Source organism: Nocardioides ochotonae (assembly GCF_011420305.2).
Classification (GTDB): Bacteria; Actinomycetota; Actinomycetes; order Propionibacteriales; family Nocardioidaceae; genus Nocardioides; species Nocardioides ochotonae.
The window spans coordinates 197,026-216,169 of the sequence record NZ_CP061769.1; the positions used below are offsets into that span (position 1 = coordinate 197,026).

Annotated in this window: 20 protein-coding genes; 12 read left to right on the forward strand and 8 right to left on the reverse strand. The window is 74.3% G+C overall.

The genetic code is table 11. From position 1 onward, the window contains the following. The first annotated feature begins 38 nt into the window (after positions 1–38). Positions 39–776: an SDR family oxidoreductase gene (locus HBO46_RS00980; protein WP_166135631.1), complete on the forward strand. Its 738-nt coding sequence runs from the start codon at positions 39–41 to the stop codon at positions 774–776. 3 nt (positions 777–779) lie between these two features. Here the strand turns inward: HBO46_RS00980 and HBO46_RS00985 are convergent, their stop codons facing one another. Further along, the gene (locus HBO46_RS00985) at positions 780–2,135 is read right to left on the reverse strand and encodes an MFS transporter (RefSeq protein ID WP_166135634.1); all 1,356 of its coding nucleotides are present in this window, start codon (positions 2,133–2,135) and stop codon (positions 780–782) included. Positions 2,136–2,238: 103 nt separating this feature from the next. On the opposite strand from HBO46_RS00985, the gene HBO46_RS00990 reads away from it, so the two are divergent. Both HBO46_RS00990 and HBO46_RS00995 read left to right on the forward strand, forming a co-directional pair. Continuing rightward, on the forward strand, positions 2,239–3,528 hold the full coding sequence (locus tag HBO46_RS00990) for an Nramp family divalent metal transporter (protein ID WP_166135637.1): 1,290 nt from the start codon (positions 2,239–2,241) through the stop codon (positions 3,526–3,528). A gap of 125 nt (positions 3,529–3,653) precedes the next feature. Continuing rightward, complete coding sequence (locus tag HBO46_RS00995; RefSeq protein WP_166135640.1) at positions 3,654–4,256, forward strand: YdeI/OmpD-associated family protein; 603 nt, start codon at positions 3,654–3,656, stop codon at positions 4,254–4,256. Here HBO46_RS00995 and HBO46_RS01000 read toward each other — a convergent pair. The 4 genes from HBO46_RS01000 to HBO46_RS01015 form a co-directional block, all read right to left on the reverse strand. Continuing rightward, positions 4,253–6,652 (reverse strand): ABC transporter permease, encoded by a 2,400-nt coding sequence (locus tag HBO46_RS01000; protein ID WP_166135643.1) that lies wholly within the window; start codon positions 6,650–6,652, stop codon positions 4,253–4,255. The two genes, HBO46_RS00995 and HBO46_RS01000, sit on opposite strands and share 4 nt — an antisense overlap. Beyond that, entirely contained in the window at positions 6,649–7,395 is a 747-nt protein-coding gene (locus HBO46_RS01005) for an ABC transporter ATP-binding protein (RefSeq protein ID WP_166135646.1), read from the reverse strand. Before HBO46_RS01005 ends, HBO46_RS01000 begins: the two co-directional genes overlap by 4 nt. A gap of 322 nt (positions 7,396–7,717) precedes the next feature. Then, positions 7,718–8,386 carry a response regulator gene (locus tag HBO46_RS01010; protein WP_224769307.1) on the reverse strand — a complete coding sequence of 223 codons (669 nt, stop codon included), beginning with the start codon at positions 8,384–8,386 and terminating at the stop codon, positions 7,718–7,720. 44 nt (positions 8,387–8,430) lie between these two features. Then, positions 8,431–9,612, reverse strand: coding sequence for a sensor histidine kinase (locus HBO46_RS01015; protein ID WP_166135652.1), 1,182 nt, complete (start codon positions 9,610–9,612; stop codon positions 8,431–8,433). Between the two features lie 92 nt (positions 9,613–9,704). On the opposite strand from HBO46_RS01015, the gene HBO46_RS01020 reads away from it, so the two are divergent. The 5 genes from HBO46_RS01020 (at position 9,705) to HBO46_RS01035 (ending at position 13,066) form a co-directional block, all read left to right on the forward strand. Beyond that, a complete protein-coding gene (locus HBO46_RS01020; RefSeq protein WP_153321726.1) occupies positions 9,705–9,863 on the forward strand; it encodes a DUF4177 domain-containing protein in 159 nt (52 codons plus the stop codon). A 2-nt stretch (positions 9,864–9,865) separates the two neighbouring features. Then, positions 9,866–10,339 (forward strand): RidA family protein, encoded by a 474-nt coding sequence (locus HBO46_RS01025; RefSeq protein ID WP_166135655.1) that lies wholly within the window; start codon positions 9,866–9,868, stop codon positions 10,337–10,339. After that, positions 10,339–11,205 (forward strand): NUDIX hydrolase, encoded by an 867-nt coding sequence (locus tag HBO46_RS20485; protein ID WP_224769308.1) that lies wholly within the window; start codon positions 10,339–10,341, stop codon positions 11,203–11,205. Before HBO46_RS01025 ends, HBO46_RS20485 begins: the two co-directional genes overlap by 1 nt. Beyond that, complete coding sequence (locus HBO46_RS20490; protein WP_224769309.1) at positions 11,202–12,011, forward strand: MBL fold metallo-hydrolase; 810 nt, start codon at positions 11,202–11,204, stop codon at positions 12,009–12,011. The genes HBO46_RS20485 and HBO46_RS20490 overlap by 4 nt, the downstream gene beginning before the upstream one ends. Before the next feature lie 146 nt (positions 12,012–12,157). Continuing rightward, positions 12,158–13,066 (forward strand): DUF559 domain-containing protein, encoded by a 909-nt coding sequence (locus HBO46_RS01035; RefSeq protein WP_166135661.1) that lies wholly within the window; start codon positions 12,158–12,160, stop codon positions 13,064–13,066. Between the two features lie 22 nt (positions 13,067–13,088). Here HBO46_RS01035 and HBO46_RS01040 read toward each other — a convergent pair whose 3' ends face one another. The 3 genes from HBO46_RS01040 to HBO46_RS01050 form a co-directional block, all read right to left on the reverse strand. Continuing rightward, entirely contained in the window at positions 13,089–14,426 is a 1,338-nt protein-coding gene (locus HBO46_RS01040; RefSeq protein ID WP_166135664.1) for a prolyl oligopeptidase family protein, read from the reverse strand. Continuing rightward, positions 14,423–14,926, reverse strand: coding sequence for a SigE family RNA polymerase sigma factor (locus tag HBO46_RS01045; RefSeq protein ID WP_166135667.1), 504 nt, complete (start codon positions 14,924–14,926; stop codon positions 14,423–14,425). Before HBO46_RS01045 ends, HBO46_RS01040 begins: the two co-directional genes overlap by 4 nt. Positions 14,927–14,997: 71 nt before the next feature. Continuing rightward, positions 14,998–15,675, reverse strand: a complete 678-nt coding sequence (locus tag HBO46_RS01050) for a Crp/Fnr family transcriptional regulator (protein ID WP_166135670.1) — start codon at positions 15,673–15,675, stop codon at positions 14,998–15,000. 177 nt (positions 15,676–15,852) lie between these two features. Between HBO46_RS01050 and nth the strand changes: the two genes are divergently transcribed. Genes nth through HBO46_RS01070 form a run of 4 tightly spaced genes read left to right on the forward strand, consistent with a single transcriptional unit; the run spans position 15,853 to position 19,083 of the window. After that, positions 15,853–16,569, forward strand: coding sequence for an endonuclease III (nth, locus tag HBO46_RS01055; protein WP_224769310.1), 717 nt, complete (start codon positions 15,853–15,855; stop codon positions 16,567–16,569). Continuing rightward, positions 16,566–17,186 (forward strand): TlpA family protein disulfide reductase, encoded by a 621-nt coding sequence (locus HBO46_RS01060; RefSeq protein ID WP_166135673.1) that lies wholly within the window; start codon positions 16,566–16,568, stop codon positions 17,184–17,186. Before nth ends, HBO46_RS01060 begins: the two co-directional genes overlap by 4 nt. After that, complete coding sequence (locus tag HBO46_RS01065) at positions 17,183–17,911, forward strand: NUDIX hydrolase (protein WP_166135676.1); 729 nt, start codon at positions 17,183–17,185, stop codon at positions 17,909–17,911. Before HBO46_RS01060 ends, HBO46_RS01065 begins: the two co-directional genes overlap by 4 nt. Continuing rightward, on the forward strand, positions 17,908–19,083 hold the full coding sequence (locus HBO46_RS01070; RefSeq protein ID WP_166135679.1) for a MarP family serine protease: 1,176 nt from the start codon (positions 17,908–17,910) through the stop codon (positions 19,081–19,083). Before HBO46_RS01065 ends, HBO46_RS01070 begins: the two co-directional genes overlap by 4 nt. The last annotated feature ends 61 nt before the right edge of the window (positions 19,084–19,144 follow it).

Here is a 19,144-nt window from a genome sequence, read left to right on the forward strand (position 1 = left end):
GGCTGGCCGTCCGGCGCTCGGGGGAGCACACTCGGCTCATGCTGATCGCCGTCGCCGGAGCGACCGGGGTCGTCGGCAGCCATGTCGTCGACGTGGCCCGGGGCCGCGGCCACGAGGTCGTCCCGCTTGCCCGGTCCCGTGGGGTCGACCTGACGACCGGCGCGGGTCTGGACGGGCTCCTGGTCGGTGTCGACGCGGTCGTGGACGTCACCAGCGTGCGGACCCAGCGCCGGGCGGGGGCCGAGGCGTTCTTCGGCGGCGTCACCCGGACGCTGCTCGCCGCCGAGGAGGCGGCCGGGGTCGGCCACCACGTCGCGCTCTCGATCGTGGGGGTCGACGACGTGGCGTCGGGCTACTACCGCGGCAAGCAGCTCCAGGAGCGGCTGGTCGGCGCCGCACCACACGGGAGCATCCTGCGGGCGACGCAGTTCCACGAGTTCGCCGAGCAGGTCCTCGGCTTCGCGTCGGTCGGACCCGTCTCGCTGGTGCCGCGGATGCTCAGCCAACCGGTCGCCGCCGACGAGGTGGCGACGGCGCTGGTCACCCTCGCGGAGGCCGGGCCGTCGGGCCGCGTCCCCGACCTTGCCGGACCGGAGCGCCTCGACATGGTCGAGCTGGCGCGCCGGGTCTCCGAGGCGCGCGGGCTGGGGCGCCGGGTGGTCGGCGTACCGGTGCCCGGCGCCGCGGGTCGTGCGATGCGCTCCGGCGTGCTCTGCCCGACCGGTGACGGCCCGCGCGGGACGACGACGTTCGCGCAGTGGCTCGCCGGGCCGTGAGCCTCAGCCGGGCGGGCGGGTCCGCGCGGCCGTGAGCACGCCGAGCACCGCGAGGGCGGCGGCCAGCACGAAGACCGGCAGGAACGGGTCGGCGCCGGCCCGCTCGGCCGTCGCATAGACGATCCCCGACGCCGCCAGTGCGAAGGCGCCGCCCAGGGAGTCGGCGATCGACAGCGCGGAGGAGTTGAAGCCGCGGTCGGCGTCGGTGGAGGCCGCCAGCGTCGCTACCCCGGTCCGGGGATAGCCGAAGCCCATGCCGGCGCCGGCGAGGACGTACGACGCGACGGCGAGCGCGGGGTGCAGGTCCGTGGCGACGACCAGGGCGAGCGCGACGGTCCCGATGAGCACCAGGCCGGTGCCCCAGCACATCGCGCCCCGGTCCGAGACCCGCTGGCCCAGGCGAGACTGGAGCTGGCTGGCCCCCGCCCAGACCACGCCGACGATCATCAGCGCCACCCCGGCCCGGGTCGGCGTCTGGCCCCAGCGCTCCTGCAGCACGAAGACGATGTAGGCCTCCGCGCAGAAGAACGCGGCGCTGAGCATGCCGCGGGTCCCGACCACCGCCGGCAGCCCGGGTGCCGCGACCAGAGCACCGGCCGGGAGCAGCCGGCGCAGGCTGACCACGACCACCACGAACGCGAGGACCGCCAGCGCGAGCAGCGAGTCGCGCCGCGACCCGAGCAGCTCGAAGGTCAGTACGGCGGTGGCCGCGGCCAGCGCCCACAGCAGCCGCGTCGTCGGGAACCGCGTGTCGGCGCGCGGGGCACGCACCACGCGCCGCAGGGCCGGGGCGACCAGGCCCCCGGCCAGCACCACCAGCACCACCACGCCGAGGAACACCCAGCGCCACCCGATCCGGTCCGCGACGGTCGCCGCGAGCGCCGGCCCGAACAGCGAGGGCAGCACCCACGCCGCCGCGAAGCTCGCGAACACCGCCGGTTGCAGCACGGGCGGGAACACCAACCCGACCAGCACGTAGAGGCAGACCGTCAGCGCCCCGCCCCCGAGCCCCTGGAGCACCCGGCCGGCGACCAGGACCTCCATCGACGGCGCCGTCCCGCAGACCAGCAGCCCGAGCGAGAACAGCAGCATCGCCGCCCCCAGCGGCCCCGCCGGCCCGCGCTTGTCGCTCCAGCCGCCCGCCACCACCATGCCGACCACGCCGCTGGCCAGCGGCGCGGCGAAGGACAGGGCGTAGAGGCCGACGCCGTCGAGGCGATCCGCGACGGTCGGCATCACGGTCGTCACCGCCGTGGCCTCGAAGGCCACGAAGGCGCACAGCGCGAACATGCCGACCGTCGTCGCGGCGTACGTCGGGGAGAGCAGCCGCGGCGGCTGGGCAGGTGCGGCGGAGTCCACCTCTGGACCGTAGGTCCCCTGACCGGACCCGGGCCAACCGGATCGGCCGGGCGTCCGCGAGCGCGCGCGTTCACGATGCGCCCTCGCGGGGAAACGTCAGGCCATGACCGACCTCGGGAACCAGACCCACACCGACCGCCCACCTCGCTGGCGGGTGATCGGTCCCGGCCTGGTCGTGGCCGCGACCGGCGTCGGCGCGGCCGACCTCGTGGCCACGCTGGTCGCCGGCGCCAAGTTCGGCTACACCCTGCTGTGGGTGGCGGTGCTCGGCTCGATCATCAAGGTGGTGCTGGTCGAGGGCGCGGGCCGCTACTCGCTGGCGACCGGCCGCACGATCTTCGAGGGCTGGCGCAGCCTGGGCCGCTGGACCACGTGGTACTTCGCGCCGTACATCGTGATCTGGGGGCTGGTCTACGGCGCGACCGCGATGTCGTCCTCGGCGTTGCCGCTGGTGGCGCTGTTCCCGGACCTCTCGCTGCGCTGGACGGCGGTCGTGATCGGCCTGGTCGGGCTGGCGATGGTGTGGTTCGGCTCCTACGCGGCGTTCGAGAAGGTGATGGCCGCGCTGGTCGGCGTCATGTTCGTCGCCGTGGTGGGCGCGGCACTGGTGGCCACGCCCAACCTCGGCGAGATCGTGCTCGGGCTGCGGCCGGTGTTCCCCGACGACTCGGTGGTCAACGTGCTGGCGATCGCGGGCGGCGTCGGCGGCACGATCACGCTGGCGGCGTATGGCTACTGGCTGCGCGAGAAGGGCTGGAGCACTCCGGCGTTCATGCGGGTGATGCGCATCGACAACGGCGTCGCCTACACCGTCACCGGCATCTTCGTGGTCTCGATGCTGATCGTCGGCGCCGAGCTCTACCACTCGGTCGGGATCGCGGCGGAGACCGGCGACCAGGCGCTGGTGCAGCTCTCCGACATCCTCGACGACCGGTACGGCGAGGTCTTCGGCAAGCTGTTCCTGATCGGGTTCTTCGCCTCGTCGTTCTCCTCGCTGATCGGCGTGTGGAGCGGGGTGAGCCTGATGTTCGCCGACTTCGTCGGCAACCTGCGCGACCTGCCCTCGGGGCACCCCGACACCCGCACCGGCGGCCGCTACTTCCGTGGCTACATGCTGTGGCTGACCTTCCCGCCGATGCTGCTCCTGCTGCTCGACGAGCCGGTCGGGCTGATCCTCACCTACGGCGTGCTCGGCGCGCTGTTCATGCCGTTCCTCGCGATCACCCTGCTGGTGCTGCTCAACAAGCGCCGCGCCGGCGCGCTGCCGCACTCCGACGTGCCGCCCGAGTGGCGCAACGGGTGGCTGTCGAACGGCTTCATGGCGCTGTGCGCGGTGCTGTTCATCGCGCTCGCGGTCAACGAGATCCGCGAGACGCTCGCGCCGTACGTGTGAGTGCGGGGTGGCCGGGTGGGCGGCTGGCGTCCGTAACTGCGCGGATAGACACCGACCCCGGCGCCCGCCCCGGGAGCGGCTCCGCACCCCGCGACACCGTCGGCGCAGGCGTCTAGGGTCGGAAGATGGCCGACCTGGAGGAGCTGCTCGTACCCGACGCCGCGGCGTGGCGGGCGTGGCTGGCCGAGCACCACGCGGACTCGCCGGGGGTGTGGCTGGTGCTGACCAAGAAGGGCGGCACCGTCACCGCGCTGACCCGCGCGGCCGCGCTCGACGACGCGCTCTGCTTCGGCTGGATCGACGGGCAGGCGCGGCGCCGCGACGAGGCGACCTCCTACCAGCGGATGACGCCTCGCACCTCGCGCAGCCGCTGGTCGCAGGTCAACGTCGGCCTGGTGGCCCGACTCGAGGCGGAGGGCCGGATGACACCCGCCGGCCGCGCGGTGGTCGAGGCGGCGAAGGCCGACGGGCGCTGGGCCGCGGCGTACGCCCCGCCCTCGACCGCCGAGATCCCCGACGACCTGGCCGCGGCGATCGCGGCCGACCCCGCCGCGCAGGCGATGTACGACGTGCTGACCAGCCAGAACCGCTTCGCCCTGATCCACCGGCTCGGGGCGATCAAGCGGGCCGAGACGCGCGAGCGGCGGATCGCGGAGTTCGTGGCCATGCTGGCCCGCCAGGAGACTCCCTACCCCCAGCGGGCCCGCCCCGGGACGCCACCGTCCTAGTCGAGCGCCAGCCCGGCCGCGGGGGTGACCCGTGCGGCGCGACGGGAGGGCAGCACCCCGGCCAGCAGGCCAGCGACCCCGGAGACCACGACCACGATCGCCAGCTGGCCCCAAGGCAGCACCACCGCGACCTCGTCCACCGCGCCGCCGACCAGCGTCCGCACCGCGACCCACGCGAACACCACCCCGATGAGCGTGCCCAGCGCCGTGGCCACCACCGAGAGCAGCACCGCCTCCACGGCGAGCATCCGGCGCAGCTGACGACGGGTCAGGCCGAGCGCTCGCAGCAGGGCGTTCTCCCGGGCGCGCTCCAGCACCGAGAGCCCGAGGGTGTTCGCGATGCCGACGAGCGCGATCACGACCGCGATGCCCAGCAGGGCCAGGACGGCGATGGTCAGCACGTCGAGCTGGAGCAGCACCCAGCCGCGCAGCGCCAGGGCGTCGGTCAGGTCGACGCCGCCCTGGGCGGCCAACGCGCCCAGGTCACCGGCGAGGTCCTCCGCGTCGGCGGTCTCGGTGGCGCGCACCCAGACCGCCCGCGGCAGCGGATCGCCGCCGAGCCGGGCGAGCGTCTCCGGCGCGACCAGCGCCGCCTCGCCCCAGCCGTCGGCGATGTCCATCCGCAGCCGTTCGGTGTGCCCGTCGACGGTGACGGCGACCCGCTCGGGGATCTCGCCGCCCGTGAGGAGATCCCCCGGGACCACGATCACGCCGGGCTCCGGTGCGACCCGCCGCGCGTCGTGGGTGAGACCCAGGGCCGGGGTGGGGTCCAGCACCGGGACCGCGCCGATGCCCTCGACCTCCGCGCGTACGCCCTCGAGCGCGGCCGCATCCCGGACGCCCGCGGTCGAGCGGACGTCGCCCAGCAGGCTCCCCTCGAGCGGCGCTCCGGTCGAGGTGAGCGCGAGGTCGATCGGGTAGGAGCGGTCCAGGTCGGTGTCGACGGAGTCGCGCGAGCTGGCCAGCCCGGTGAGGACCGCCGTGGTCAGCGTGACGCCGACGAGCAGCGAGGCTGTCGTGGCGGCGGTACGCCGGGGGTCGCGCACGGCGTTCCCGGTCGCGAGCCGGGCGGTGCTGCCGCGGCCGAGCGCGCCGACGGCGCGGACCAGTGCGGGCATGACCCACGGCCCGAGCACGAGCACGCCGGTGAAGGACAGCATGCCGCCGGCCAGCATCGCCAGCAGGTGGTGCTGCGCGACCGCCACGGCGAGCAGCCCGGAGCCGCCGAGCACCGCGAGCAGCCCGGTCACGCTGCGCAGCCGCCCGGACGCGGTGCGCACGTCGACGCCCGGGTCGGGGCGCAGCGCGGCGAGCGGGCTGACCCGGACCACCTTGCGCGTCGGCAGCCAGGCCGCCACGACGGTGACGAGCACCCCGACCGCGCCCGCCGCGGCGTACCAGGTCGGCGGCGCCCAGGAGCTGCCCAGCGTCCCGGCATCCATCTGGGTGCGGGCGAGGGCGACCAAGGCGTGGCCGAGCGCCGTGCCCACGGCGAGGCCGAGCACCGAGGCGCCGACGCCGAGGGCGAGTGCCTCGAGGCGGATGGAGCGCAGCAGCTGGCGACGGGTGGCGCCGACGCAGCGCAGCAGCGCGAGGTCGCGGGTGCGCTGGGCGAACAGGATCGAGAAGGTGTTGGCGATGACCAGCACCGAGACGAACAGCGCGATCGCGGCGAAGACCAGCAGCAGCATGGCGACCACGTCGACCTCGCGGGTCAGCTGGGCCTGCCGCTCCTGGACGAACTGCGCGGTCGGGCGCACCAGGGCGCCGGTGCCGCGGGCAGCCTCGGCGGCGCCGGGCCCGGCGTAGGCCACGGTGTCGGTGTAGAAGGTCGGGGCCCAGCGCTGCAGCTGCGACCACGGCAGGTAGAGCGCGGCCCGGTCCGAGGCGGCCGGGGTGTCGACCATGCCGACGACCGTGGCCTCGAGCGCCCGGCTGCCGGAGCCGATGCGGATCGGGTCGCCCACGGCGAGCCCGGCGGCCTTGGCGCCGTTCACGTCGGCCACGGTCTCGCCCGGCCCCTGCGGCCAGCGGCCTTCGCGCAGCTCCTGCCAGCGCAGCGATGCGACGTCGGCGAGCGGCGCGACCGTGGCCCGCTGGTCGAGCACCGCGTCCGCAGAGGTGAGCGGCAACGTGACGTCGCCGATGATCACGGCGTGCTCGCCGACCGACTCGGCGCGGCGCACGATGGTGGCGGCCTGGTCGGTGCCGAGGTCGGAGACCACCGAGTCGGCCCCGGCGTAGGGGAGCCCGACCCCGGCCACCATCCCCTCCTTGGCGGCCGCGGACAGCGCAGCGGTGACGACGACGAACGAGACGCCGATGACGACGGCGACCACGGCCGCGACGTAGCGGCGCGCGTGGGTGCGCAGCGAGGCCAGCAGCACGGTCCTCATCGCTCGCCCCGCAGCGTCGCGACCAGCGCGTCGGGCGTGGGGTCGACGAGGTGCGCACGGACCGCGCCGTCGGCGAGCACCACCACGTCGTCGGCGTACGCCGCGGCGTCGAGCTCGTGGGTGACCATCACGACCGTCTGGCGGAGCTCGCGCACCGAGTGCCGCAGCAGGTCGAGGACCTCGGCGGAGGTCTCGCTGTCCAGGTTGCCGGTCGGCTCGTCGGCGAAGACGACCGCGGGGCCGGTGATCAGGGCGCGGGCGATCGCGACGCGCTGCTGCTGGCCGCCGGAGAGCTCACTGGGTCGGTGCCCCAGGCGATCGGCGAGTCCGAGGCCCTCCACGAGGCGGGTGAGGCGCTCGGGGTCGACGCGGCGCCCGGCCAGCTCGAGGGGGAGGCAGATGTTCTGCTCGGCGGTGAGCATCGGCAGCAGGTTGAAGGCCTGGAACACGAACCCGAGCTGCTCGCGGCGAAACGTCGTCAGCTGGTCGTCGGTGAGCCGCTCCAGCGAGCGACCGGCGACGGTGACCGTGCCGGAGGTCGGCTGGTCGAGGCCCGCCAGGCAGTGCATCAGGGTGGACTTCCCGGACCCGGACGGGCCCATGATCGCGGTGAAGCGGCCGCGGGGGAGGTCCAGGTCGACCCCGCGCAGGGCGGAGACGAGGGTGTCGCCGTGGCCGTAGGTGCGGGTCAGACCGCGGGCGCCGGCGGCCACGCTGGTGAAGGTGTCGAGCATCTGGGTCATGGCCCCGAGTCTTCGCGGCTGCGGGCCCGTGGTCGTCAGGCCGTGGGACCCTCCGTCGTACGACCTGGGGATGACAGCGGTGCTCGACTGTCAGCCCGTGGCAGGGCAGCACCGCTGTCCTCCACAGCCGCCGGGGCCGGCCGGGACACGGTGCGGCTCGGCTGGGGTCAGGTGTACGCCGGGGCCGGCGCGACGGCCGCCGCGATCGGCGCCCTGCTGCGGCGGCGCGGCTGGCCGGGCGAGGTGAGGCCGTGCGCCGACTGCGCTGGCTGAGGGGGACAGCGGTGCTCGGCTGCCAGCCGGTGACGGCGGAGCACCGCTGTCAGCCGACCAGCCCGACGTCGTAGGTCAGCACCACGAGCTGCACCCGGTCCCGCGAACCGGTCTTGGCCAGCAGCCGGCTCACGTGGGTCTTGACCGTGGCCTCGGCGACCACCAGCTCGGCGGCGATCTCGGTGTTGGACAGGCCACGCCCGACGAGCACCAGCACCTCGCGCTCCCGCTCGGTCAGCGCGGCCAGGCGCGCGTCGGGGGTGGCGGCCGGCGCGGCGGGGTCGGGCAGGGTCGCGGCGAAGTGCTCCAGCAGCCGCCGGGTGGTGCTGGGCGCGACCACCGCGTCGCCGGCGTGCACCGAGCGGATCGCGTTGAGCAGGTCCGGAGGGGTGGCGTCCTTGAGCAGGAAGGCGGCGGCACCGGCCTTGATCGCGGCGAAGGCGTACTCGTCGAGGTCGAAGGTGGTCAGCACGATCACCCGCGGCGCCCCCGGCCGGGCGGCGAGGGCGCGGGTGGCGGCGACACCGTCGAGGCGCGGCATCCGCACGTCCATGAGCACCACGTCGGCCCGGGTCGCCGCGAGCCGATCCAGCGCCTCGCGGCCGTCCCCGGCCTCGCCCACGACCTCCATGTCCGGCTGGCTGCCGACGAGCATCGCGAAGCCGGCACGCACCATCTGCTGGTCGTCGACGAGGAAGACCCGGATCGGATCGTTCACAGGATCGTTCGCAGGATCGTTCGCATGGCCGTTCACGGGGTCGTTCATAGGGGGAGCCTCGCCGACACCCGGAACCCACCGCCCGGCCGGGGCCCGGCGCACAGCTCGCCGTCGTGGATCAGCACCCGCTCGCGCATGCCGACCAAGCCCAGACCGAGGCCGTCGTCGGGGGACGCGGCACCACGGCCGTCGTCCTCCACGACCACCTCGACGTCCGAGCCGAGGCGCACCTCGACCCGCACGGTGGCGCCCGGGCCGGCGTGCTTGCGGACGTTGGTGAGCGCCTCCTGCACGACGCGGTACGCCGTCAGCGCGATCCCCGGCGGCACGCGTACGCCGGGCTCGGGCAGCCGGGCCTCGATCCGGGTGCCGTCCCCGGCGCTGGCGGCATGCTCCTGGGCCTCCGCGACCAGCACCGCGATGTCGTCCAGGTGCGGCTGCGGGCGGGTGCCGGTGGCGCCGTCGGTGCGCAGCAGCCCGAGCAGCCGGCGCATCTCGGTGAGCGCCTCGCGGCCGGTCGCGGCCACCGTCTCCAGGGTGCGGGTGGCGACCGCCGGGTCGTGCTCGGCGGCGTAGCGGGCGCCGTCGGCCTGCACCACGATCACCGAGAGCCCGTGCGCGACCACGTCGTGCATCTCCCGCGCGATCCGGGTGCGCTCCTCCGTGGCGGCCAGCGCGACGCGCTGCGCGGCCTCGTGCTCGATCCGCTCACCGCGCTCGACCAGCGCCGCGACGTACGCCTGACGGGTGCGGCCCAGGGTGCCGAGCGCCCAGGCGGCGAGGACGATCACCGAGATCGTGACGACGTAGGAGACCATCCCGCTGCGCGAGTCCTCGGGGAACGGCGCCAGCCAGGCCCACGTCGCGACCCACGCGCCGCACAGGCCGACGCCGAGCGCGACCCAGGAGGCCAGGACGCCGGCGTAGCGCGCCACCGAGTACGTCGCGATCGGGAACGCCGCCTGCCCCCAGACGGGCAGGTCCACGAAGCCCGCCTGGAGCGCGCTGGCGCCGGCCACGGCGGCGAACACCGCGACCGGGTGGGAGCGGCGCCACAGCAGCGGGACCAGCTCGAGCACCGTGAAGGTGACCGACCGGCCGCTGACGCCGCTGAGTGCCATCAGCGGGACCGGGAGCAGCAGGACCGCGACCAGCGCGCGGTCGAACCAGCGCCGCCCGCGCTCGTCGAGTCGCCACGGTTGGCGCGGGGCGTGCAGAGGGTCCACGGGGCACCACCGTAGAGGCCTTGGCGCGGCGGCGCGTCCGACCACGGGATGACCTCGTCCGGGGGCCGGTCGCTCCGGAGTAGGGTCGCGCCATGACCAAGTGGGAGTACCTGACCGCGCCGATCCTGACGCATGCCGCCAAGCAGATCCTCGACAACTTCGGGGCCGACGGCTGGGAGCTGGTGCAGATCGCACCAGGGATGAACCCCGAGAACCTCGTCGGCTACTTCAAGCGCCCGATCGAGGGCTGAGCATGAGCGCCGCGGAGGACCGCCTGGCCGAGCTCGGCCTGTCCGTGCCCGACGTCCCCGCGCCGGTGGCGTCGTACGTCCCGGCCGTGCGCTCGGGCAACCACGTCTTCACCTCCGGCCAGCTGCCGATGAGCGGCGGCGAGCTGAGCGTGACCGGCAAGGTGGGCGGCGAGGTGTCGGCCGAGGAGGCCTACGCCTGCGCCCAGCAGTGCGCGCTCAACGCGATCGCCGCGGTGAAGAGCGTGATCGGCGACCTCGACAAGGTCGTCCGGATCGTCAAGGTCGTCGCGTTCGTGTCCTCGACGCCGGACTTCACCGGCCAGCCGCAGGTCGCCAACGGCGCCTCGGAGCTGCTCGGCCAGGCCTTCGGCGAGGCCGGGCTGCACGCCCGGTCCGCGGTCGGCGTGCCCTCGCTGCCGCTGGACGCACCGGTCGAGGTCGAGCTGCTGGTCGAGGTCGCCCCCGAGGCGAGCTGATGCGGATCCCGCTGCCGCCGGTCCCGCTCCCGGCCCACGTCGTCGACGCCGCCCGTGAGTACGACGAGGGCCACCGCGAGCCGGTCGCCCCCCGCGACGCGGCGACGGTGATCCTGCTGCGCCCGGGCACGTCCGGGCCCGAGGTCTACTACATGCGCCGCCAGGTCTCGATGGACTTCGCCGGCGGGATGGCGGTCTACCCCGGCGGCGGGGTGGACCCGCGCGACTTCGACGCCGACGTGGCATGGGCGGGGCCGGGGCCGCAGGAATGGGCCGCGCGCCTGGGCTGCGACGCCGACACCGCCCGGGCGCTGGTCTGCGCGGCGGTGCGGGAGACCTTCGAGGAGTCCGGGGTGCTGCTCGCCGGCCCCTCCGCGGACGAGGTGGTCGCCGACACCACCGGCGCGGACTGGGAGGCCGACCGGGTCGCCCTGGAGACCCGCGAGCTGGCGATGACCGACTTCCTCAACCGGCGCGGGCTGGTGCTGCGCACCGACCTGCTCGGGGTCTGGGACGCCTGGCTGACCCCCGTCTTCGAGCCGAAGCGGTTCCGCACCTGGTTCTTCGTCGCGGCCCTGCCCGCGGGGCAGCTGACCCGCGACGTCTCCTCGGAGTCGTCCTCGGTCACCTGGCTGCCGGCCCGGGTCGCGGCCGCGCAGGCCGACGCCGGCGAGCTGGCGCTGATGCCCCCGACGTACCTCACCAGCCTGGAGGTCGGCGTCCACGACAGCCCCGAGGAGGTGCTGGCGGTGGCGGCGAGCCGCGCGGTGGAGATGTTCACCCCGTCGGTGGAGCCACTCGGCGACGCCTGGACCCTGTCGATGCCGGACCGGCTGCGCGGGCTGGTCGCGGAGCGGCGCCGGTGAGCGCCTGGGCCGGCGGCAGCTACCCGCCGCGGGCCGAGTGCCTGCTGGCGCCGAACCCGGGGATCATGACGCTGGACGGCACCAACACCTGGGTGCTGCGCGAGCCCGGCGCCGACCGCGCCGTGGTCGTCGATCCCGGACCGGTCACCGACGGACACCTCGACCGGCTGCTCGCCGAGGTCGGCGAGGTCGGGCTGGTGCTGCTGACCCACCACCACTTCGACCACTCCGAGGTCGCCGAGGAGCTCGCCCGGCGCACCGGTAGCGCGGTGCGCGCCTTCGACCCGGCGTACTGCTTCCGCGGCGATCCGCTCGGCGACGGCGAGGAGCTCGACGTCGACGGGCTGCGGCTGCGGGTGCTCCACACCCCCGGGCACACGGCCGACTCGGTGTCCTTCGTGCTGCCCGAGCAGCGTGCCCTGCTCACCGGCGACATGGTGCTGGGGCGCGGCACCACGGTGGTCGCGCACCCCGACGGCCAGCTGGGTCCCTACTTCTCCTCCATCGAGACCATGCGCTCGCTGGTCGAGGCCGGCGAGATCGACACCGTCTGGCCCGCGCACGGGCCGGTGCTCGAGGATGCCGGGGCCGTGCTCGACTTCTACCTCACCCACCGCCGCGAGCGGCTCGCCCAGGTCGAGGACGCAGTCCGCGAGCTCGCCGCCCACCCGCACCCCGAGGGCCTGGCCAGCGAGGAGCTCCCGCGCCGCGTCGTCGAGCTCGTCTACGCCGACGTCGACCCTGTCCTCTGGGACGCCGCCGAGCTCTCCGTCCGCGCCCAGCTGGCCTACCTCGCCTCCCGTTGAATCGAGACCTCTGACGGTCGAATTGAGACTTCCGGCCGGTTGAGTCGAGGGCCGGGTGTCGTCCACCGACGGGTGTCGGCGCGTCGTCTCCACAGGGCGGCCCCGGCTCCCGACCGAAGCCGCTCGGGTGGCGCCACCGTCGGGCCATGGAACCTCGCTGGCCAGACACGCCGTTCTCGAGCGCGGACCTGTGCGTCCGTGACATACCGCCGTCCCGGCTGCGTCGCGCGTTGCGCAACGGTGAGGTGCGCCCCGTCGTACGCGGCGTCTATGTGCCAGCCGACCTGGAGGACAGCCTCGAGCTCCGGGCGCGTGCCGTCGCCAAGGTGGTCAGGCCCCACCAGGTCGTCGCGGATCCTACGGCGGCCTGGCTCCACGGCGTCGACGCGCACGTGTACGCCGAGCACGACGGCGTGCCGCACGTCGAGATCTGCGCACTCCGCTGGCACGCTCCGACGAAGGTGCCGGGGGCCGACGGGCGGACGAGGGACCTGTCGCCCCAGGACGTGATGACCCTGAACGGCGTCCGGGTGACGACGCCTCTGCGCACGGCCCTCGATCTCGGCTGCTGCCTGCGGCGCCGCGAGGCGTTCGCCGTCCTCACGGCGATGGCGCGGCTCCACGGGCTCATCCGCGGCGACTACCGTCGTGCGCTGGGCCGCTATCGCCGGCGCCGCGGCGTCGTGCAGCTGCGCGAGCTCGTCAACTGTGTCGATCCCCGCGTGGAGTCGCAGCGCGAGGCGTGGGTGCTGCTGGCGATCCTCGACGCGGGCCTCCCGGCTCCCGAGCCGCAGGTCTGGATCGAGGTCGACGGCGTGCCGACGTACCGGCTCGACTTCGCCTACCGCCGGCGTCGGGTGTGCGTCGAGTACGACGGCGAGGAGGCGCACCGCGGCCGGGAGGAGTACGACGCGGACCGCCGCGCGTGGCTGCGTGGCCAGGGCTGGCGCGTGATCGTGGTGCGGGAGGGGGACTTCGCCGACGAGGCGCTGGACCGCTGGCTCGCGGAGCTCCGGGAGGCGCTGGCGGCGGCGTACTCGAACCGTCGCTGGTGACGACAGGTCTCGACTCGAGCGGTCAGGACTCTCGACTCGACGGTAGGAAGTCTCGATTCAACCTGCGGTGGAGGGGGCGAAAGAGGGCCAGGGCGAGGAGGAGCAGGGCGGCGGTACCGCCCCAGACGAGGGCCTTGCGCTCATCGGACCAGGGCCAGTCGGGCGCGGGGCGGGCGACGGTGGGTCGGTCGTCGCTCATGAGGGCCGTGGCCAGCGACAGGTCGCCGACACCGGGGTCGACGGTGCCGACGGCCTCGTGGGAGCCGTCGCGAGCGAGCAGGAGCAGCTGGCCCGGGGTGTCGTCGAGGCCGGCGGTGCGCACCACGAACCGGTCCCCGAGGGTGCCGACGACCTCCGTGCGTCCGCCACCGACCACCGGGAGGTCCCCGGTGGCAGCGAGCTCCGTGGGGCGGCCGTCGGCCGGCAGCACGGATACCCGGAGGTCGTCGCCCGATCCCACCACCAGCTCCTCGCCGCTCAGCACCCCTCGTCCTGACCAGAAGCCGTCCGCCCGCGCCTCGGTCAGGTCGCCGTCGGGGCCCCAGCGGGTCAGGCGCCTGTCGCCGGCGATGACGACCAGCCCCGAGTCGCCGACGCCGTGCGCCCGGTCGCCGCGCACCTTCCGGGTCTCCGACCGGGTCGCACCGGGGGCGATGCGGCCGGCGACCGCAGTGAACTGCCCCATCGACGCCTCGGTCCACGACCCGAAGCGTCGTCCGGCCCAACCGATCCACGTGCTCGACGGCGACCAGACGATCGACGTCACCGCGGTGCCCTCCGCACCCGGAAGCGGGACCTCCCGGATCCCCCCGGTCTCCAGGTCGACGACCCGGATCCCGCTGGGGATCGGCTCGGTGGCGGCGTCCTCGCCGAAGACCGCGTAGGAATAGGCGAGCCGGGTGCCGTCGGGGGAGAGCGCGACGTCGGGCTCGGCGAGGCCGTGCGCGACGAGGTCGTTCTTGCCGCCGTAGTGGGGCAGGTCGAGCAGGTGGTAGGCGCCAGTGGCGGCATCGACGACGACCGGGGTCGCGACCATGTCGCCCCCGTGGATCCATGCAGCGGCACCGGGCCCGACGGCGAGGTCGGTCTCGAGGTCGAACGTGCGCGCTGGGACCTCATGGAGCCGGTCGGGCACGCCGAGCGATCCGCTGCCGGCGGCGGGTTCGTCGAGACGGGGCGGCAGTGCGCCCACCAGCCCGTTCGCCAGCCCGGCCACCAGTGCAACGGCGGCCAGCGCCGCGCCGCCCGCCAGCGCGTGGTCGCGTCGCCGGGCACGGCGTGCGCGGGCCCACGTGTCATGGGGGACGTCGACGGTGGGAGCGCCGTCGGCGATCCGGTCGAGCTCGTCGTGCAGACTCATGAGGTCCTCCCGGCCAGGTCGGCGAGCTCGGGGGCCAGCGCGCGCAGGCGCGCGAGCGCCTGCCGGGCCGTGGACTTCACGGTGCCTGCGCCGATGCCGAGCACGGCCGCGGTCTGTACCTCGGTGAGGTCGTCGAAGTAGCGCAGCACCAACACGGTGCGCTGCTTGGCGGTCAACCGCCTCAGCGCATCCTCGAGACTGAGGCGCAGATCGGTGTCGTGGGACGCGGCCGGGGCGTCGTAGCCACCCATCTGGTGTTCGCGCACGTGCCGGCGGCTGCGCCACCAGGAGATGTTCTGGGTGTAGAGGATGCGGCGCACGTATGCCTCGGGGTCACCCTCGATGCGGTGCCAGGACTTGGCGGCCTTGAAGAGGGCCGTCTGGACCAGGTCCTCAGCGAGATGGGCGTCCCCGGTGAGCAGGTACGCCGTGCGCGAGAGTGCCGGCGTGCGGGTCACGACGAACGCGCGAAACGCGTCCTCGTCGTACGTCGACGTCACAGGCGATCCCCCCTCTCACCCCGTCAGACGCTGCTGCGGGGTGATTCGGGGGGCAACCAGTGGAAAAGAAATCAGCGGGCGCGGCGGCCCAGGCGCTCGAGGTCGAGGATGACCACGGAGCGCGGCTCCAGGCGCACCCAGCCACGGGAGGCGAAGTCGGCGAGCGCCTTGTTGACCGTCTCGCGGGAGGCGCCGACCAGCTGGGCGAGCTCCTCCTGGGTGAGGTCGTGGTGCACGTGCACGCCGTCGTCGGCGGTGCGGCCGAAGCGGTCGGCGAGGTCGAGCAGCGCCTTGGCGACACGGCCGGGGACGTCGGAGAAGACCAGGTCGGCGACGACGTCGTTGGCCTTGCGCAGCCGGCTGGCGAGCTGGGTGAGCAGGCCGCGGGCGACGACCGGGCGGCCCTCGAGCCAGCGCAGCAGGTCCTCGTGGGAGAGCGAGGCGAACGAGGCGTCGGTCACCGCGGTCACGGTGGCCGAGCGCGGGCCCGGGTCGAAGAGCGAGAGCTCGCCGAACATCTGGCCGGGGCCGAGGATCGCGAGGAGGTTCTCGCGACCGTCGGAGGAGGTGCGTCCGAGCTTCACCTTGCCGTCCAGGACGACATAGAGCTTGTCTCCGGAGTCGCCCTCGTGGAAGAGCACATCACCACGGCGAAGGCGGGACTCGGTCATCGAGCTGCGCAGCGCCGTGGCGGCCTCGTCGTCCAGCGCACTGAAAAGCGGGGCTTGACGAAGTACGTCGTTGTCCACGGATCCTCCTTCGGTGCGCCCGCCTGGCGTGCGGGCATCGATCGAATCCTACGCGTGCGGTTTCTCACAGCCATATCGGCGCAATAACCGGCGCGCCGCAGCGACCTCGGGAGAGGCTCGCGCGCGCTGCCGGGCGGGGCCGCGTGCGGTGTCATCGCCCCGCCGTACCCTAGGCCCGTGCCCGCTGCCGTACCACTGACGCGCCCCGACACCTCGCTTGTCCGACGCGCCCGCAAGATCGGGCGCGTGCTCGCCGAGACCTACCCCGACGCGCACTGCGAGCTCGACTTCGAGAACCCCTTCGAGCTCCTCGTGGTGACCGTTCTCTCGGCGCAGACCACCGACCGCCGCGTCAACGCCGTGCGCCCGATCCTGTTCGGCGCCTACCCCGACCCGGCGTCGATGGCGCAGGCCGAGCGCGAGGACCTCGAGCGGATCGTGGGCCCGCTGGGCTTCTTCCGGGCCAAGACCGAGGCGCTGCTCAAGCTCTCCGCGGCGCTGGTCACCGACCACGGCGGCGAGGTCCCGGGCCGCCTCGACGACCTGGTGAAGCTGCCCGGCGTGGGCCGCAAGACCGCCAACGTCGTGCTCGGCAACGCCTTCGGCGTCCCCGGCATCACCGTCGACACCCACTTCGGTCGCCTGGTGCGCCGCTTCGGCCTCACCGAGGAGACCGACCCGGTCAAGGTGGAGCACGCGATCGGCGCGCTCTACCCCAAGCGGGACTGGACGATGCTGTCGCACCACGTCATCTGGCACGGCCGGCGCCGCTGCCACGCCAAGCGGCCCGCCTGCGGCGCCTGCCCGGTCGCGCGCTGGTGCCCGTCGTACGGCGAGGGGCCGACCGACCCGGTCGTGGCCGAGGCGCTCGTGCGCACCCAGGGCCCGGCATGAGCAGGCGCCTGCGTGCGGCGTGCGCCGCCGGCGCCCTCCTCGCGACCGCCGCGTTGGCGGGCTGTGCGCCCGGCACGAGCACGACGAGCGGCCCGGCCCGCCCCTCGGAGTCCAACGTCGATGTCGACACCCCGGAGCTGCGCCGCATGAAGGCCGCCGCCGGCGTCGAGGAGTGCCGTCCCGGCACCGCCACCGACGGCGCGCTGCCCGCGGTGAGCCTGCCGTGCCTCGGCGGCGGGGAACGCGTCGACCTCTCCACCCTCGAGGGCCCCCTCGTCATCAACTTCTGGGCCTCCAACTGCGGTCCGTGCCGCAAGGAGATGCCGGCGCTCCAGGAGTTCCACGAGACCTACGGCGACCGGGTCCCCGTGCTCGGGATCGACTTCCTCGACGTGATGCCGGAGGCCGCGATGGAGCTCGTCGAGCGCAGCGGCGTCACCTACCCGCTGATCGCGGACCCGGGCGGGGAGCTGCAGGGCACCGACGTGCGCCCGCTCGCGCTGCCGACCTTCGTGTTCCTGTCCGAGGACGGTGAGGTGACGATGAAGGGCGGCGGCATCCACAGCGCCGACGAGATGGTCGAGCTGGTCTCCGAGCACCTCGGCGTGGACCTGTGAGCTCCTCCGCCGGTCTGCCGGCGTGGCTGCTGCCCGTGCACGAGGCGGCCCAGACCATCGAGGGCCGCTACCTGACCCGCTTCCTTCCCCCCGACTCCGACGACGTACGCCGGGGCGCGGTGCTGATGCTGTGGGGCGAGGGCGAGCAGGGCCCCGAGCTGGTGCTCACCGAGCGCGCCCACGACATGCGCTCGCACCCCGGGCAGGTCTCCTTCCCCGGCGGGTCGCTGGACCCGGGCGAGTCGGTGGTCGAGGCCGCGCTGCGCGAGGCGGAGGAGGAGGTCGGGGTCGACCCGGCGTCGGTCGAGGTCTTCGGCCTGCTGCCCGAGCTGTTCCTGCCGCCCAGCAACTTCGCGGTCACCCCGGTCCTGGGCTGGTGGCGCGAGCAGCACCGCATCGAGGTGGTCAGTCCCGACGAGGTGCACGCGATCCACCACGCCCCGGTCGCGGAGCTCGTCGACCCGACCCACCGGGTGACCGTGCGCCACCCCTCGGGCTACACCAGCCCCGGCTTCCTGATCGGCGCCGACAAGGACGTCATCCTGTGGGGCTTCACCGGCGGGATCATCTCCCGGCTGCTGGACTACCTCGGCTGGGCCGAGCCGTGGGACGCCGCCCGGGTGCAGGTCCTGCCCGACTACATGTTCGCCGGCGACTCCGAGACGCAGCGCAACGCGCGCGCCGGCCTGCTCGACATCTCCGACGAGGAGCGACGCGCCCGGTGAACCCGCTCGACTGGATCCTGGTGGTCCTGCTCGCCCTGTACGCCCTGTCCGGTTATTGGCAGGGCTTCGTCACCGGCGTCTTCGCCACCGCCGGGCTGCTCTGCGGCGGTCTGCTCGGCATCTGGCTGGCGCCGCTGGCCCTCGGGGACGCCGCCCCGTCGCTGCTGGTCTCGATCGGCGCGCTGTTCATCGTCATCCTCGCCGCCTCCCTCGGCCAGGCGCTGCTGCAGTACGTCGGGGCGCGGATCCGCTCGCGCATCACCTGGCAGCCGGTGCGCGCGCTCGACGCGCTCGGCGGCGCGGCGCTCAGCGTCGGCGCCGTACTGCTGGTGGCCTGGGCCCTCGGCGTGGCGGTGTCCGGCACCAGGATCGGGCCGGTCACCTCGCTGGTGCGCGAGTCCACGGTGCTGGCCAAGGTCGACGAGGCGCTCCCGGCCTCCGCGGGCTCGATGCTCGGCACCTTCAACGACGTCGTCGGCACCGGCTTCTTCCCGCGTTACCTCGAGCCGTTCGCCCCGGAGCAGATCGTCGAGGTCGCCCCCGGCAACGAGAAGCTGCTGGGCAGCCCGCGGGTGCAGCGGGCCCAGCAGAGCGTGCTGAAGGTCCGCGGGGCCAACCGCTGCGGTCGCGGCGTCGAGGGCACCGGCTTCCTCTACGCCGACGACCGGCTGATGACCAACGCCCACGTCGTCGCGGGGGTCAGCGACCCGGAGGTCCTGGTGGGCGAGGAGAGCATCCCCGCCGAGGTCGTCCTCTACGACCCGGACCTCGACCTCGCGGTCCTCGCGCTCGACGACCGCGGCCGTCCGGCGCTGGACTTCGACACCTCCGCCGGCCCCTCGGACGCCGTCGCGATCCTCGGCTACCCCCTCGACGGTCCCTTCGACGCCCGTGCCGGCCGGATCCGCGACGAGCAGCGGCTGCGCTCGCCCGACATCTACGGCAACGGGTCGGTGCTGCGCGAGGTGTTCTCGCTGCGCGCGCTGGTGCGCCCGGGCAACTCCGGCGGCCCGGTGCTCGCCCGCGACGGCGACGTCGTCGGCGTCGTCTTCGCGGCCTCGGTCACCGACAGCGACACCGGCTACGCGGTCACCGCCGAGCAGGCGGAGGGCGTCGCGATCGAGGGCATCGCCCGCAGCGCCGAGGTCTCCACCGGCGACTGCGCCAGCTGATCGCCCGGACGCCGGGGCTGCGGGCCGCGCGGCCCCACCCATGACAGGAGCCCGGCCCCGG